Raw genomic sequence first — 15,964 nt, 5'->3', positions numbered from 1 at the left:
GCCCCGGTGGGGCGGGCGGTCGTCTGGTGCGGGAAGGGTCTGGTGTGGCTGGTGGCGACGGTCGTCACCGGGATCGGCGCGGGCCTGTACTGGATCGCCCGGATCCTGGTGGTGCTGCCCGCGCTGTGGTTGTACCGGTGGGTTCTGGCCCCGGTGGGGCGGGCGGTCGTCTGGTGCGGGAAGGGTCTGGTGTGGCTGGTGGCGACGGTCGTCACCGGGATCGGCGCGGGCCTGTACTGGATCACCCGGATCCTGCTGGTGCTGCCCGCGCTCGCGGTGTGGCGGTGGGTGCTGGTGCCCGTCGGACGTGTGCTCGCGGTCGTCGCGCGGGAGGTCGGGGACGCCCTCGGTCATGCCTGGCGGGTCGCCGGGCACATCTCGCTCGCCGTGGGGCGGTTCCTCGGGAGGCTCTTCCGGTGGGTGTTCGTGGAGCCGGTGCGGTGGGTGTACCGGAGCGTGCTGACGCCGGTGGGGCACGTGGTGCGCGACACGGTGCTGCGGCCCGTCGGGGACGCCGCCCGCGCGGTGGGCCGGGCCACCCGGCAGGCCCTCGCCGCCGCCCGCGCGTCGGTACGGCAGGCACGCGCCGACTTCCGCCGGATGCTGCTCGGCGAACCGGCCGATACGGGGAAGGAACCGCAGCTCACGCACCGGCGGGAACCTGTGGCGCCGGTAACGCGTACTCTAGAAAAGAGGACCGAGTGAAGTGTCCCCGCCGACGCGGGGGTGATTCGGACCGTATGACGCTGGGCAAGCGCCAACCGGAACCGGGTTCCCCGCCGATGCGGGGGTGTGCCCCGGTCCGACCGCCGTACACAAGGAGTAGTTCCCCTGGGCAAGCGACAGCCCGAAGGCCCGCCGCCCGCACCCGCGGTGCAGCGCATCCGACTGCGCTACACCAAGCGCGGCCGCCTCCGGTTCACCAGCCACCGTGACTTCCAGCGCGCCTTCGAGCGTGCGCTGCGCCGCGCCGAGGTGCCGATGGCGTACTCGGCGGGGTTCACACCGCACCCGAAGGTGTCGTACGCCAATGCCGCACCCACCGGCACGGGCAGTGAGGCGGAGTATCTGGAGATCGCGCTCACCGAGCCGCGTGACCCGGAGCGGCTCCGGGTCCTCCTCGACGAGTCGATGCCCGCGGGGCTCGACATCGTCGAGGCGGTCGAGGCCCGCACCTCGGGTCTCGCCGACCGGCTGACGGCTTCCGTGTGGGAGCTGCGGCTGGACGGCGTCGGCCCCGAGGACGCCCGCCGCGCGGTGGACGTCTTCAACGCGGCCGGGACCGTCGAGGTCCAGCGCCGGACCAAGAACGGCGTCCGTACCTTCGACGCCCGCTCGGCGGTCGTGGGCCTGGAGACCACGGAAACCGACTTGTCACAGCCTGATAGGCCGACCGACCGGCCCTGTGCGATACTGCGGCTGGTTGTTCGGCACGTGACGCCTGCCGTACGACCCGACGACGTCCTGTCCGGTCTCCGCGCCGTGGCCGACCTGGCGCCGCCGGTCCCCGCAGCGGTGACCAGGCTGGCGCAGGGGCTGCTCGATGAAGAGACCGGCACGGTGACCGACCCGCTCGCGCCCGACCGCGAGGCAGCAGCGACCGAGCCGCAACCGGCCGGCGCCACTGCCGCCGCGACGGTGCCGGCGTAAGGAAGGTCCCGCGAAGGGACGGACGTCGTAAGCGCCGCCCTCGAACTCGGGAGCCACCTGGGTCGGGCAGCGCACCGACCAGAAGACTTTCGCCAGGCCGTACGCATTCGGCGTACGGAACCGGCGAGACAGGACACAGAGTGCTCCCGTGCGGCGCCCGCGCCCCGGACGGCGGCGATCGCGCACCGCGCGAGCCGCGGACGTCACCGGCATCGCCGGACCAGGTGCGGCGCCCGGGAGCCTGACGGGAGAAACGCCCGCATGCTCGAACCGATCGAGCCCACCGAGGGCTCCGAACCGAACACTCCCAGCGACACCCTGCCGCCGAGGCGGCGGCGCCGTGCCGCGTCCCGCCCCGCGGGCCCGCCCGCCGGGACGGCCGACGTGACGGCGGAGACCGTCGCGCCGGCCATACCGGCCGCGGAGGCCCCCGAGCCCGATGAGCTCGTGGAGCAGGAGGGCGTCGAGGCCGAGGCGGAGAAGGAGGCCGAGCCCGTCGAGGCCCCGGCCGCCGCGCCCCGGCGTCGTCGTGTGGTCCGCCGCGCGGCCGCGCCGGCCGGGGCACCCGAGTCGGCAAAGGCCGCCGAGACCGTCGTACCGGCGACGCCCGCCGCGCCCGAGACCGCTCCGGCTCCCGAGCGGCCCGCCGTCGCCGCGGACACCACCGAGGACGCGGCCCCGCGCCGCACCCGGCGCCGCGCGACCCGCAGCGTGACCTCGCCGACGGCGACCACCGAAACCCCGGAGACCGCCCCCGTGGCCCCGGAGACCGCCCCTGCGGCCCCGGAGACCACCCCCGAGGCCCGGGAAGCCGTGGCTGAGGACGCGGCTCCGCGCCGTACCCGGCGCCGGGCCACGCGCAGCGTGACCTCCCCGGAGGTGTCCACCGAGACCGCCGAGGCCACGACCGAGGCACCCGAGGCACCCGAGGCCGGGGAAGCCGCGGCGGAGGACGCCGCCCCGCGCCGGACCCGCCGTCGCGCCACGCGGCGTGCCGACGCGCCCGCCGCCGAGGAGACCCCGGTGGCCGAGGCCCCCGAGCCCGCCGAGGCCCCCGAGGCCGTACGGACTCCCGAGCCCGCGCAGGCCCCCGAGCCCGTCACCGACGAGGCAGCTCCGCGGCGCCGGCGCCGGGTGGTCCGTAAGGCCGCCGCCGGCTTCGCCGAGCCCGCCGGGTCCGCCGAGGCGGAGGCCCCGTCGCGGCGCCCCGCGCGTCCGGCCGTCGCCGTGTTCCAGCCGCCGGTGTTCACCGAGCCCCGCTTCCAGACCCCGGAGCGGGCCGCCGCCGAAGCGGCCGCCGAGGTCGCCGAACCGGCGGTGGAGCCGGAGCGGACCGAGGAGCCGGCCGAGGAGCAGCCCGCCGCCCGCCGTCGTCGCCGGCGCCGGGGCGAGGAGCCCGAGGCCGCTCCCGTGACCCGCGCCGAGGACGAGGCGGAGGAGGCGGAGGAGGCCGAGGAGCAGGCCGAGGACCTCGCCGAGGCCGACGACCAGGACGACAGCGAGGCCGCCGGTTCGCGCCGTCGCCGTCGCCGTGGCGGCCGTCGTCGCCGGCGTGGTGACTCTGCCGAGACCGACATCGAGGGCGGCGAGTCCGCGGACGTCTCCGCCGAGCAGGCCGCCCAGGACGCCGAGGACACCGCCGAGCAGGTCGAGGAGGACGCCGAGGAGGCGGCCGAGCAGGCCGAGGACCGCGAGGACTCCGGGTCCAGCAGCAGCCGGCGCCGTCGTCGCCGTCGTCGCCGCGCCGGTGACGGCGGTGGCGAGGCCGAGGCGACCGCCGACGACCCCGAGCGCACCGTCGTCAAGGTCCGCGAGCCGCGTCCGAAGGCCGAGCCGTCGGACGAGGTGCAGTCCATCAAGGGCTCCACGCGTCTGGAGGCGAAGAAGCAGCGCCGCCGCGAGGGCCGTGAGCAGGGCCGCCGCCGGGTGCCGATCATCACCGAGGCCGAGTTCCTGGCCCGCCGCGAGGCCGTCGAGCGCGTGATGGTGGTCCGCCAGCACGGCGACCGCACGCAGATCGGCGTCCTGGAGGACGACGTGCTCGTCGAGCACTACGTCAACAAGGAGCAGGCGACCTCGTACGTCGGCAACGTCTACCTCGGCAAGGTGCAGAACGTGCTGCCGTCGATGGAGGCCGCCTTCATCGACATCGGCAAGGGCCGCAACGCCGTGCTGTACGCCGGTGAGGTCAACTTCGAGGCGCTCGGCATGGGCCACGGCCCGCGCCGCATCGAGTCCGCGCTGAAGTCGGGCCAGTCGGTCCTGGTGCAGGTCACCAAGGACCCGATCGGGCACAAGGGCGCCCGCCTCACCAGCCAGGTCTCCCTCCCGGGCCGCTACCTCGTGTACGTCCCCGAGGGCTCGATGACCGGCATCAGCCGCAAGCTGCCCGACACCGAGCGGGCCCGGCTGAAGACCATCCTCAAGAAGGTCGTCCCCGAGGACGCGGGCGTCATCGTGCGCACCGCCGCCGAGGGCGCGAGCGAGGACGAGCTGCGCCGCGACGTCGAGCGGCTCCAGGCGCAGTGGGAGGAGATCAAGAAGAAGTCCAAGAACGGCGGCAGCGCGCCGACGCTGCTGTACGGCGAGCCGGACATGACCGTCCGGGTCGTGCGGGACATCTTCAACGAGGACTTCTCCAAGGTCGTCGTCAGCGGTGACGACGCCTGGGAGACCATCCACGGGTACGTGTCGCACGTGGCGCCGGACCTGGCCGGGCGGCTGTCCAGGTGGACCAGCGAGGTCGACGTCTTCGCCACGTACCGGATCGACGAGCAGCTCGCCAAGGCGCTGGACCGCAAGGTGTGGCTGCCCAGCGGCGGTTCGCTGGTGATCGACCGGACCGAGGCGATGGTCGTCGTCGACGTCAACACCGGCAAGTTCACCGGCCAGGGCGGCAACCTGGAGGAGACGGTCACCAGGAACAACCTGGAGGCGGCCGAGGAGATCGTGCGTCAGCTCAGGCTGCGCGACCTCGGCGGCATCATCGTGATCGACTTCATCGACATGGTCCTCGAGTCCAACCGGGACCTGGTGCTGCGGCGCCTCCTCGAGTGCCTGGGCCGCGACCGTACGAAGCACCAGGTCGCCGAGGTGACCTCGCTGGGCCTGGTCCAGATGACCCGCAAGCGGGTCGGCCAGGGCCTGCTGGAGTCGTTCTCGGAGACCTGCGTCCACTGCAACGGGCGCGGTGTCATCGTGCACCTCGACCAGCCGGCGGCCGCCGCCGGTGGCGGCAAGCGCCGGAAGCGGGCGCGGGCCGGTGCGGCGGACCAGCCGCACGAGCACGAGGCGGTCGCGGGCGTGGAGACGGCCGAGCAGGAGGCGGAGACGGAGACGGCGGCCGAGGTCGCCGCCGAGGCCGCCGAGCCGGTCGCGCTGCCCGCGCCCCCCGCGGCGGAGCCGCTCATGGACGCTTTCGTGCCGGACGAGGAGCTGTACAGCAGCGCCGCCGAGGCGGAGGCCGCGGCCACCCGTGGGCGCACGCGCCGCCGGGCGAGCCGGCGGGTGTCCGCTCCGGCGGGCGCGCCGAAGCGGGAGACCGCCAAGGACCGGGCCGGCCGGTACAAGGCCGAGGAGAGCGAGAAGGCCGAGGCCGAGGTCCCGACGGCGCAGGACGTGACGGCCGCCGAGGAGGCCGCGCGTCCGGTGCGGCCGGAGCCGGCCGCCGAGGCGCTGGCCGAGCCCGCGGCCGTCGAGGACGCGGTGGTCCCCGAGCCGGCCGAGGAGGCCGCGCCCAAGGGCCGTACGCGTCGCCGGGCCACCCGCAAGGTGTCCGCGCCGGCCGGTTCCCCGGCGGGGGCGGAGGCCACGGTGGTGACGGTCGCGGAGCCCGCGGCCCCGGTCGCCGAGGCACCCGAGCCCGAGCCCGAGGAGGCCCCGTCCGAGGTACCCGCCGAGGCGGCAGCCGAGACCGGGGCCCCGGCCCGCCCGCGCCGCCGCGCGGTGCGCAAGCCGAGCACGTCGACCGCGTCCGAGGAGACGGCCGTCGTGGTCGTCCCGTCGGTGCCGACGGAGGCGGCGGCGGAGGCGGCGCCCGTCGAGGAAGCCGAGGCCGAGGCCGAGGCCGCCCCGGCCAAGAAGACCGCCCGCAAGGCGGCCAAGAAGGCCACGGCGAAGAAGGCCGCCACGAAGAAGACGGCGGCCAAGAAGACCGCCGCCAAGAAGACGACGGCCAAGAAGGCGGCGGCGAAGACCACCAAGTCGGCCGCCACCAAGACGACCACCGCCAAGACGACCGCGAAGAAGGCGGCGTCGAAGAAGACCGCGGCGGCGTCCCGGCAGCCGTCGTCGTCGGTGACCGCGTCGACGGAGGACTGATCTCCGGATCGTTCGGTGATTGTGATCCGCCCCCCGGTCCCACCCGGGGGGCGGATCATTTCTGCCATTGGGCGGCCATCAGGGGTTCGAATACGTGAATGGCCGGTGAATCGTTGTTCCTGTCACGTGGTTATGATGTGCCGACAGATTGACTGCGAAATCAGACAAACGGGGACATTCCATCCCCATCAAGGTCCACAGTATTGGGGCGCCACACGTGAAGGCTCTCGTCCTTTCCGGGGGAGCGGGGACCCGCCTCCGTCCGATCACCCACACCTCCGCCAAGCAGCTCGTACCGGTCGCCAACAAGCCCGTGCTCTTCTACGGCCTGGAGGCGATCGCCGACGCCGGGATCACCGAGGTCGGGATCATCGTCGGCGACACCGCGGACGAGATCCGTGAGGCGGTGGGGGACGGATCCCGGTTCGGCATCGAGGTCACCTACATCCCGCAGGAAGCGCCCCTGGGACTCGCGCACGCCGTGCTCATCGCCCAGGACTTCCTCGGCGACGACGACTTCGTGATGTACCTCGGCGACAACTTCATCGTCGGCGGCATCACCGGCCTGGTGGAGGAGTTCCGCACCGAACGGCCCGACGCGCAGATCCTGCTGACCAAGGTCCCCAACCCCACCTCCTTCGGTGTCGCCGAACTCGGCGCCGACGGCCGCGTGGTGGGACTGGAGGAGAAGCCGAAGCAGCCGAAGAGCGATCTGGCCCTCGTCGGCGTCTACCTGTTCACCCCGGCCATCCACGAGGCCGTCCGCTCCATCGAGCCGTCCTGGCGCGGCGAACTGGAGATCACGCACGCCATCCAGTGGCTGATCGACCAGAAGCGGGACGTCCGCTCCACCACGATCTCCGGCTACTGGAAGGACACCGGCAACGTCACCGACATGCTGGAGGTCAACCGGTCCGTCCTGGAGACCCTGGAGCCCCACCACGCGGGCACGGTGGACGAGGCCAGCGAGATCATCGGCCGGGTGCGCATCGAGGAAGGCGCCCGGGTCAGCGGCAGCCGGATCGTCGGGCCCGCGGTCATCGGCGCCGGTACGGTGGTCAACGACGCGTACATCGGCCCCTTCACCTCGGTCTCCGAGGGCTGCCGGATCGAGGACAGCGAAATCGAGTACTCCATCGTCCTGCGGGGTGCGTCCGTGACCGGCGTGCGCCGGGTGGAGGCCTCGCTCATCGGGCGCGACGTCGAGGTCACGCCCGCTCCCCGTAACCCCAAGGCCCACCGGCTCGTGCTCGGTGATCACAGCAAGGTGCAGATCTCCTCATGACTACCAGGATCCTGGTGACCGGCGGTGCCGGTTTCATCGGCTCGCACTACGTCCGTACGCTGCTCGGCCCCCAGGGCCCCGGTGACGTCGCGGTCACCGTCCTGGACAAGCTGACGTACGCGGGCAACCCGGCCAACCTCGACGAGGTGCGCGAGCACCCCGGGTTCGCCTTCGTGCAGGGCGACATCTGCGACCCGGAGCTGGTCGGCAAGCTGATGGCCGAGCACGACCAGGTGGTGCACTTCGCCGCCGAGTCCCACGTCGACCGGTCCATCGACGGCGGCGCGGAGTTCGTCCGTACGAACGTGGTCGGCACCCACACGCTCGTCGACGCCGCGCACCGGGCCGGCGTCAAGACCTTCGTGCACATCTCCACCGACGAGGTCTACGGCTCGATCGACGAGGGCTCCTGGCCCGAGACCCACCCGCTGGAGCCCAACTCGCCCTACTCCTCGGCGAAGGCGTCCAGCGACCTGATCGCGCTGTCCTACCACCGCACCCACGGCCTGGACGTCCGCGTCACCCGCTGCTCCAACAACTACGGGCACCACCACTTCCCCGAGAAGGTCATCCCCCTCTTCGTCACCAACCTCCTCGACGGCAAGAAGGTCCCGCTGTACGGCGACGGCGGCAACGTCCGCGACTGGCTGCACATCGACGACCACGTCCAGGGCATCGAGCTGGTCCGCACCAAGGGCCGCGCGGGCGAGATCTACAACATCGGCGGCGGCACCGAGCTCTCCAACAAGGAGCTCACCGAGCTGTTGCTGAAGGCGTGCGGCGCCGACTGGGAGACCAGCGTCGAGTACGTCCAGGACCGCAAGGGCCACGACCGCCGCTACTCCGTCGACTGCACGAAGATCCGCGAGGAACTGGGCTACGAGCCCCGCAAGAGCTTCGAGCAGGGCCTCGCCGAAACCGTCCAGTGGTACCGCGACAACCGCACCTGGTGGGAGCCGCTGAAGGAGCGCGCGGCGCTGAGCTGACGCGTCACCCGTCTCGCGGGCCCGGGAACGCCCCGGGCCCGTTCAGGCATTTCCCGCGCGCCCCGGATCCCGCCCGGGGCCCGCGCCATCCGGTACGGAGGACAGGAAGAGGGATGAACCCGACAGAGGAACAGGGGAACACGCCGGCCGGCTGGCTGGTCACCGGGGCGGGCGGGATGCTCGGCCAGGACGTGCTGGCCCGGCTGGCCGCGGCGGGGGAGCAGACCACCGCCCTGGACCGGGCGGCGCTGGACCTCACGGACGCCGACGCCGTGCGGCGGGCACTCGAACACCACCGGCCGGCCGTGGTCGTCAACTGCGCCGCCTGGACCGCCGTGGACGACGCCGAGACCCGCGAGGCCGAGGCGCTCGCGATCAACGGCGACGGCCCGGCCCACCTCGCCGCCGCCTGCGCCCGCACCGGCGCCGTCCTGCTCCACGTCTCCACGGACTACGTCTTCGCGGGCGACGCCACGACGCCGTACGCCGAGGACGCTCCCACCGCGCCGCGCAGCGCCTACGGCCGCACCAAGCTGGCCGGCGAGCAGGCAGTCCTGAAGACCCTCCCCGACAGCGGTTACGTCGTGCGCACCGCCTGGCTGTACGGAGCGGGCGGAGGCAATTTCGTCCGTACGATGATCAAGCTGGAGGGCCTCAAGGACACCCTCGACGTCGTCGACGACCAGCGCGGCCAGCCCACCTGGAGCGCCGACCTGGCCGGCCTGCTGGTCGAGCTGGGGCGCGGAGCCCTGGCCGGTACCGCCCCGGCGGGCGTCTACCACGGCACCAGCTCCGGCGAGACCACCTGGTACGGCTTCACCCGCGAGATCTTCCGCCTGCTCGGCACCGACCCGGACCGGGTCCGCCCCACCACCAGCGAGGCGTTCGTCCGCCCCGCCCCCCGCCCGGCCTACAGCGTGCTCGGCCACGAGCGCTTCGCCGCGGCCGGCATCGAGCCGCTGCGCGACTGGCGCGCGGCCCTCACCGAGGCGTTCCCGGAGATCCACCGGGTCCACGAGAAGGAGAACCCGGCGTGACAGTCAAGGTCAGCGTCGTCATCGCGGTCTACAACCCGGGCAAGTACGTCGAGGACTGCGTCAACGGTCTGCTCCGGCAGAGCCTCACCCCCGACGAGTTCGAGGTCTTCTTCGTCGACGACGGCTCCACCGACGAGACCCCCGCCCGGCTGGACCAACTGGCGGCCGAGCACCCCCACTTCCACGTCATCCACCAGGAGTCCTCCGGCTGGTCCGGGAAGCCCCGCAACACCGGCATCGACGCCGCCCGCGGCGAGTACGTCATGTTCGTCGACCACGACGACTGGCTCGGCGACGAGGCCCTCGAGCGGATGTACGACTACGGCAAGGCGAACGAGGCCGACGTGGTCGTGGGCAAGATGGCGGGCATCGGCCGCCCGGTCCCGCAGGAGCTGTTCCGGGTCAACCGGCCGCGCGCGACGGTGGAGAACGCGCCGCTGATCGACAGCCTCACCCCGCACAAGATGTTCCGGCGGGAGTTCCTCCGGCAGCACGACATGCGCTTCAAGGAGGGCCGCCGCCGGCTGGAGGACCACGTCTTCGTCGTCGAGGCCTACCTGCGGGCGAAGAGCGTCGCCGTCCTGGGCGACTACCTGTGCTACTACCACATCACCCGCGACGACGGCTCCAACGCCGGCTTCCAGCGCTTCGACCCGGTCGGCTACTTCAAGAACCTCCGCGAGGCCCTCGACGTGGTCGAGGAGCTCACCGAGCCCGGCCCGCTGCGCGACAAGCTGTTCAGCCGCTGGCTGCGCAACGAGATGGTCGAGCGGCTGCGCGGCAGCCGGCTGCTCAAGCTCCCCGAGGACTACGCCGAGGAGCTGTACCGCGAGATCCGCGGGGTGGTCACCGAGCGTTTCGGGCCGGGCGTGTTCAAGCGGGTCGCCCCCACCCAGCGGGTGGTGGCCGGACTGATCGCCGCCGACCTCTACGAGGACGTCCGCGCCCTCGCCCACTGGGAGGCCGGGATCAAGCCCACCGGCACCCTGGACTCCCTGGCCTGGGAGGACGGCGTCCTGAACGTCGGCTTCACCTCCGAGTACCAGGTCGACGGCGAGCCGATGACCTTCCGCCGGGAGGGCGGGCGCGACCTGCTCGGCCTGCCGCTGTCCGAGAAGGCGCTCAAGGCGCTGGCCGGCCAGGACATCTCCCTGGCCGCCCCGGTCGACAAGAGCGACGTGGACCTGGTGGTCCGCCACCGGGAGACCGCCACGCAGTACTACCTCCCGGTCGAGTGCGAACTGCACCGCCTGGACGCGGGGGACGGCTCCTTCCGGCAGCGGATCACCACGCGCGCCGTCCTCGACCCGGAGACGGCGGCCGCGGGCAAGCCCCTGGACAAGGGCCTCTGGGACCTGCACCTGCGCATCAAGTCCTGCGGCTGGAGCAAGGAGACCCGGCTCGGCGCGGTGCGCGGCGAGGACGTGGACGCCGGGCGGCTGGCCGCGCTCACCGGTGAGCCGAGGCGGATGGTGCTGCCGTACTGGACCGACGGGCCGGGCAACCTCTCCCTCGACGTCGACCAGCACACGAACAAGCTGGAGCGCGAGGCGGTGGCCCTGATGGACCCGGCCCGGGCCGTGGTCGAGGGCTCCACCGTGCGGCTCCCGCTGGCGCTGCACGGCACGGCGGACGCCGGGGACCCGGTGCGGCTCCGCTTCGAGCGCAAGAACGTGGGCAAGTACCCGGCCGACGCCGTGACCGACGGCCGTACCGTGACCGCCACGCTGCCGCTGGACAAGCTCACCGGGAAGCGCTGGGCCGTCCGGATCGGCGTGCCGTCGGCCGGCCGCGGCGAGGCGAAGTGGACCCGCCTCCCGGTCGACGTGGTGGTCGCCGCCGACGGCACCGCCCGGGTGATCGACCGGCACACCCCGCCGGCCGGGAAGAAGCCGGCGGCGAAGCGGCCCGCCCAGTCCCGCCCGCTGTGGCGCCGGGCCGCCGGCCGGGTCAAGCGCGCACTGTCGAACGAGAAGAAGAACTGAGGACGGACCCCTTCCATGCGACCCCTTTCCCTCTCCGGTGCCTGGGTGCACGAGCCGAAGATCTTCCCCGACGACCGGGGCAGCTTCCACGAGTGGTTCAAGGCCCCGGTCTTCACCGAGGCCGTGGGCCACCCGCTCACGCTCGCCCAGGCCAACATGTCCGTCTCCAGCCGGGGCACCCTGCGCGGCATCCACGCCGCCGACGTGCCGCCCGGCCAGGCCAAGTACGTCAAGTGCGTGCGCGGCGCGGTCCTCGACGTGATCGTGGACATCCGGATCGGCTCGCCCACCTTCGGCCAGTGGGAGACGGTCCGCCTGGACGACCGTGACCACCACGCCGTCTACCTCTCCGAGGGCCTCGGCCACGGCTTCATGGCGCTCACCGACGACGCCACCGTGGTCTACCTCTGCTCCGAGGGGTACGCCCCCGAGCGGGAGTACGGCGTCCACCCCCTCGACCCGGCCATCGGCATCGACTGGCCCGCCGACCTCACCCCGCTCCTGTCCGCCAAGGACGAGCAGGCCCCCACCCTGGCCGAGGCCCGCGACCAGGGCCTCCTCCCCTCCTACGAGGCGTGCGTGGCCTACCGGGAGGGCCTGGGCCGCTGAACCGTCCGGGTCGGGCCGGCCTCCCGCGGGGGGCCGGTTTGACCCGTTCGGCCACGGCCCCGTAACCTTGACCGTCGGCGTGTCCATCGGGGCCGCCACGTCCCCGTAAACCTCTTCCTTCCGGGTGCTCCGGTGTCCGGGAGAGGTCGTCCGTGTTCTTGGCCGGACGGCTGGCCTGCGGGGATGCCGTTCTTCGAGTGAGAGTGAGATCCGCGTGTACGCCATCGTGCGCAGCGGTGGTCGCCAGCACAAGGTTGCTGTCGGCGACATCGTTGAGGTTGACAAGATTTCCACCGCCAAGGTCGGCGACACGGTCGAGCTCTCGACCCTGCTCGTCGTCGACGGCGACGCTGTGACCAGCGACCCGTGGGTGCTGGCCGGCATCAAGGTCCAGGCCGAGGTCGTGGACCACCACAAGGGCCAGAAGATCGACATTCTGCGCTACAAGAACAAGACCGGCTACCGCCGTCGTCAGGGCCACCGCCAGCAGTACACGGCGATCAAGGTCACTGAGATCCCCGCGGCTGCGAAGTAAGGGACTGAGGAGACATGGCACACAAGAAGGGCGCATCGTCCACCCGGAACGGTCGCGACTCGAACGCCCAGCGGCTCGGTGTGAAGCGCTTCGGCGGTCAGGCCGTCAACGCGGGTGAGATCCTGGTCCGCCAGCGCGGCACCCACTTCCACCCGGGCGCCGGCGTCGGCCGTGGCGGCGACGACACGCTGTTCGCCCTGCAGGCCGGTGCGGTGCAGTTCGGCACCCACCGTGGCCGCAAGGTCGTGAACATCGTTCCGGTCGCCTGATCGGAAGCTTTCGCGAGGCGGACCTCACTTCCCGGTCGGGAAGGCGGGTCCGCCTTTCGCGTGTTAAGACAAGAAACCCCTGATACGTCTCTGGAGGCACCCCACCATGACCACCTTCGTGGACCGCGTCGAGCTGCACGTCGCCGCGGGTAACGGAGGCCACGGCTGTGCCTCCGTCCACCGTGAGAAGTTCAAGCCGCTCGGCGGGCCCGACGGCGGGAACGGCGGACGCGGCGGCGATGTGATCCTCACCGTCGACCAGTCCGTGACGACCCTCCTCGACTACCACCACTCCCCGCACCGCAAGGCCACCAACGGCAAGCCCGGCGAGGGCGGCAACCGCAGCGGCAAGGACGGACAGGACCTGATCCTGCCCGTGCCGGACGGGACCGTCGTCCTGGACAAGGCGGGCAACGTGCTCGCGGACCTGGTCGGGCACGGGACGTCGTACATCGCCTCCCAGGGCGGACGCGGCGGGCTCGGCAACGCCGCACTCGCCTCCGCGCGCCGCAAGGCGCCCGGGTTCGCGCTGCTCGGTGAGCCGGGGGACCTGCGGGACGTCGTCCTGGAGCTGAAGACCGTCGCCGACGTGGCGCTGGTCGGGTACCCGAGCGCCGGCAAGTCGTCGCTGATCTCCGTGCTCAGCGCCGCCAAGCCGAAGATCGCCGACTACCCCTTCACCACCCTCGTCCCGAACCTCGGTGTCGTCACCGCCGGGTCGACCGTCTACACCATCGCCGACGTGCCCGGCCTCATCCCCGGCGCCAGCCAGGGCAAGGGGCTCGGCCTGGAGTTCCTGCGGCACGTCGAGCGGTGCAGCGTGCTCGTGCACGTGCTGGACACCGCCACGCTGGAGTCCGACCGCGACCCCGTCTCCGACCTCGACATCATCGAGGAGGAGCTGCGGCAGTACGGCGGTCTCGGCGACCGCCCCCGCATCGTCGTCCTCAACAAGATCGACGTCCCCGACGGCAAGGACCTCGCCGAGATGGTGCGCCCCGACCTGGAGGCGCGCGGCTACCGCGTCTTCGAGGTGTCGGCCGTCGCCCACATGGGGCTGCGGGAGCTGTCGTTCGCGCTCGCCGAGCTGGTGGCCCAGGCACGGGCGGCCAGGCCCAAGGAGGAGGCGACGCGGATCGTCATCCGGCCCAAGGCCGTGGACGACGCCGGCTTCACCGTCACCCGTGAGGACGTCGACGGTGAACCGCTGTTCCGCGTGCGCGGCGAGAAGCCCGAACGCTGGGTCCGCCAGACCGACTTCAACAACGACGAGGCCGTCGGCTACCTCGCCGACCGGCTCAACCGCCTCGGTGTCGAGACCGAGTTGATGAAGGCCGGCGCCCGGTCCGGTGACGGCGTCGCCATCGGCCCCGAGGAGAACGCGGTCGTCTTCGACTGGGAGCCGACCGTCACGGCCGGCGCGGAGATGCTCGGCCGGCGCGGCGAGGACCACCGCTTCGAGGCGCCCCGCCCGGCCGCCCAGCGGCGCCGCGACAAGCAGGCCGAACGGGACGAGTCCGAGCAGGAGTACGACGACTTCGAGCCGTTCTAGCCGGTGCGGTGACGGCGGGTGAGGTCGTGGTGAACACCCGGGCAACCAACGGGTGTTCCGGCCGGTCGTACTGAACGGCAACCCGACCGGTTCTACGACAGGACGCCCGCCATGGCCGCGCCTTCCCCACGCCACAGGAACCTCACCCGCCCCGCCCGGATCGCGCTCGCGACGGGTGTGGCACTCGTCGTCGCCGGCACCCTCGCGGTGCCCGGCGCGCACGCGGCGCCCGCCGGGGGACCGGCCGCCGGCGCCGCGCAGCCGCGCGACGACTTCAACGGCGACGGCTACGCCGACCTCGCCGTCGCCGCCCCCACCGCGACCGTCGCCGGCAAGAAGGGCGCCGGCTACGTCGCCGTGGTGTACGGGTCGGCGAACGGGCTGCGCACCGCGACCAGGCAGGTCTTCCACCAGAACACCGCCGGTGTCCCCGGCAGCGTGGAGACGGGCGACGAGTTCGGCAGCGCGCTCACCACCGCCGACCTCGACCAGGACGGCTACGCCGATCTCGTCGTCGGCGTCGGCCGCGAGGACACCGCCGACGGCGGCGAGGACTCCGGGCTGGTGGAGGTGGTGTGGGGCGGCCCCCAGGGGCTGTCCGGCGGCGCCGCGCTCGCCTCGGGGGGAAACGCGTACGACGGCCTCGGAGCCTTCGGCCACCTGACCGTCGGGGACGTCGACGGCGACGGCGCCCCGGACGTCGTGACGGTCGAGAACCTGCACGACCTGCGGATCCTCAAGGGCCCCTTCGGCCGGGACGGTGCCGGTGCGGGCGGCGAACAGACCGTCAGGGACGTGTACGACAGCCGGATCCTCGACCTCGCCGCCGGTGACGTCAACGGCGACGGCCTCACCGACGTCGTCGCCACCGAGAACGACGGCGACGAGTACGACGCCCGCCGGGTCGTGTACTGGCTGGGCGACCGCACCGCGCTCAACCCCTTCACCCTCGTCTACGACATCGACGGCGCGGGCCTCCAGGGCGGCGAGAACCTCGACGTGGGGGACGTGAACGCCGACGGGTACGACGACATCGTGGTCGGCCGGGCCGTGGACGGATACGACAGCGACCTCGACAACCCGTACGTCAAGGGCGGCCGGGTCACCTGGATCCCCGGCACCCCCGAGGGCCCCGACGGGGTGAAGGCCGTCTTCCTCAACCAGGACCGCCCCGGTGTGCCCGGCACCGCCGAGGACGACGACGCCTTCGGCACCGACGTCCACATCGGGGACGTCGACGGCGACGGCTACCAGGACGTCGTCACCGGAGTGCCCGGCGAGGACCTCGGCAGCGTGTCCGCGGCCGGCGCCGTCGTCGTGCTGCGCGGCACCGCGAACGGCCTCACCGGCGCCGGTGGTCTGACGGTCACCCAGAACACCGCGAACGTGCCCGGCACCGCCGAGAAGAACGACAAGTTCGGCGGGGCCACCCACCTCGGCGACACCGACGGCGACGGACTCGCCGACCTCGTCGTCGGTGCGCCGGGGGAGAACTCCGGCGCCGGGTCGGTGTGGTACTTCCGCTCCACCCCGACGGCCGTCGCGGGGAGCGCCGGGACCTTCGGCGCGGGCACCCTCGGCACGGTGGCGACCGGGGCGAAGCTGGGCACCGCCTTCGCCGACTGACCGTACGGGCTCCAGCGGCCGTCGCCCGCCGCTCACCCGGCAGACCCGTCGTGGCCACGGGACGTTCCCGTGCCGCGGCGGGTTTCCCGTTGTCCCCCTGCTTGTCATGC

At 72.7% G+C, this 15,964-nt stretch carries 11 protein-coding genes and 1 pseudogene; all 12 read left to right on the top strand.

Annotated elements, in window-relative coordinates; translation table 11 throughout:
* Positions 1-705, top strand: a pseudogene (locus ACZ62B_RS33010) (hypothetical protein); the annotation flags it as partial.
* A 168-nt stretch (positions 706-873) separates the two neighbouring features.
* Positions 874-1,650 carry a TIGR03936 family radical SAM-associated protein gene (locus ACZ62B_RS33005; RefSeq protein WP_344569406.1) on the top strand — a complete coding sequence of 259 codons (777 nt, stop codon included), beginning with the start codon at positions 874-876 and terminating at the stop codon, positions 1,648-1,650.
* 261 nt (positions 1,651-1,911) lie between these two features.
* Positions 1,912-5,970 carry an Rne/Rng family ribonuclease gene (locus tag ACZ62B_RS33000; RefSeq protein WP_469693153.1) on the top strand — a complete coding sequence of 1,353 codons (4,059 nt, stop codon included), beginning with the start codon at positions 1,912-1,914 and terminating at the stop codon, positions 5,968-5,970.
* Positions 5,971-6,187: 217 nt separating this feature from the next.
* Positions 6,188-7,255 carry a glucose-1-phosphate thymidylyltransferase gene (locus ACZ62B_RS32995; protein ID WP_344569410.1) on the top strand — a complete coding sequence of 356 codons (1,068 nt, stop codon included), beginning with the start codon at positions 6,188-6,190 and terminating at the stop codon, positions 7,253-7,255.
* Positions 7,252-8,241, top strand: coding sequence for a dTDP-glucose 4,6-dehydratase (rfbB, locus tag ACZ62B_RS32990; protein ID WP_344569414.1), 990 nt, complete (start codon positions 7,252-7,254; stop codon positions 8,239-8,241). Before ACZ62B_RS32995 ends, rfbB begins: the two co-directional genes overlap by 4 nt.
* 113 nt (positions 8,242-8,354) lie before the next feature.
* A complete protein-coding gene (gene rfbD, locus ACZ62B_RS32985) occupies positions 8,355-9,278 on the top strand; it encodes a dTDP-4-dehydrorhamnose reductase (protein ID WP_468878362.1) in 924 nt (307 codons plus the stop codon).
* The gene (locus ACZ62B_RS32980; protein WP_468725459.1) at positions 9,275-11,263 is read left to right on the top strand and encodes a glycosyltransferase family 2 protein; all 1,989 of its coding nucleotides are present in this window, start codon (positions 9,275-9,277) and stop codon (positions 11,261-11,263) included. The genes rfbD and ACZ62B_RS32980 overlap by 4 nt, the downstream gene beginning before the upstream one ends.
* Positions 11,264-11,278: 15 nt before the next feature.
* The gene (rfbC, locus tag ACZ62B_RS32975; RefSeq protein WP_344569418.1) at positions 11,279-11,872 is read left to right on the top strand and encodes a dTDP-4-dehydrorhamnose 3,5-epimerase; all 594 of its coding nucleotides are present in this window, start codon (positions 11,279-11,281) and stop codon (positions 11,870-11,872) included.
* 214 nt (positions 11,873-12,086) lie between these two features.
* Entirely contained in the window at positions 12,087-12,407 is a 321-nt protein-coding gene (rplU, locus tag ACZ62B_RS32970) for a 50S ribosomal protein L21 (protein WP_004931419.1), read from the top strand.
* Positions 12,408-12,421: 14 nt separating this feature from the next.
* A complete protein-coding gene (rpmA, locus tag ACZ62B_RS32965) occupies positions 12,422-12,676 on the top strand; it encodes a 50S ribosomal protein L27 (RefSeq protein ID WP_003976205.1) in 255 nt (84 codons plus the stop codon).
* A 106-nt stretch (positions 12,677-12,782) separates the two neighbouring features.
* The gene (obgE, locus tag ACZ62B_RS32960; protein ID WP_469693150.1) at positions 12,783-14,228 is read left to right on the top strand and encodes a GTPase ObgE; all 1,446 of its coding nucleotides are present in this window, start codon (positions 12,783-12,785) and stop codon (positions 14,226-14,228) included.
* A 111-nt stretch (positions 14,229-14,339) separates the two neighbouring features.
* Entirely contained in the window at positions 14,340-15,854 is a 1,515-nt protein-coding gene (locus ACZ62B_RS32955) for an FG-GAP-like repeat-containing protein (RefSeq protein ID WP_344569422.1), read from the top strand.
* The last annotated feature ends 110 nt before the right edge of the window (positions 15,855-15,964 follow it).

Source organism: Streptomyces sp. NPDC053426, assembly GCF_055585405.1.
This window is presented reverse-complemented; position numbering and strand designations above follow the sequence as displayed.

Excerpts from the sequence above, each read along its gene's own strand:
- ACZ62B_RS33000 (WP_469693153.1), top strand. The coding sequence starts at position 1,912 with ATGCTCGAACCGATCGAGCCCACCGAGGGCTCCGAACCGAACACTCCC.
- rfbB (WP_344569414.1), top strand. The coding sequence starts at position 7,252 with ATGACTACCAGGATCCTGGTGACCGGCGGTGCCGGTTTCATCGGCTCG.
- rfbD (WP_468878362.1), top strand. The coding sequence starts at position 8,355 with ATGAACCCGACAGAGGAACAGGGGAACACGCCGGCCGGCTGGCTGGTC.
- rfbC (WP_344569418.1), top strand. The coding sequence starts at position 11,279 with ATGCGACCCCTTTCCCTCTCCGGTGCCTGGGTGCACGAGCCGAAGATC.
- rpmA (WP_003976205.1), top strand. The coding sequence starts at position 12,422 with ATGGCACACAAGAAGGGCGCATCGTCCACCCGGAACGGTCGCGACTCG.
- obgE (WP_469693150.1), top strand. The coding sequence starts at position 12,783 with ATGACCACCTTCGTGGACCGCGTCGAGCTGCACGTCGCCGCGGGTAAC.
- ACZ62B_RS32955 (WP_344569422.1), top strand. The coding sequence starts at position 14,340 with ATGGCCGCGCCTTCCCCACGCCACAGGAACCTCACCCGCCCCGCCCGG.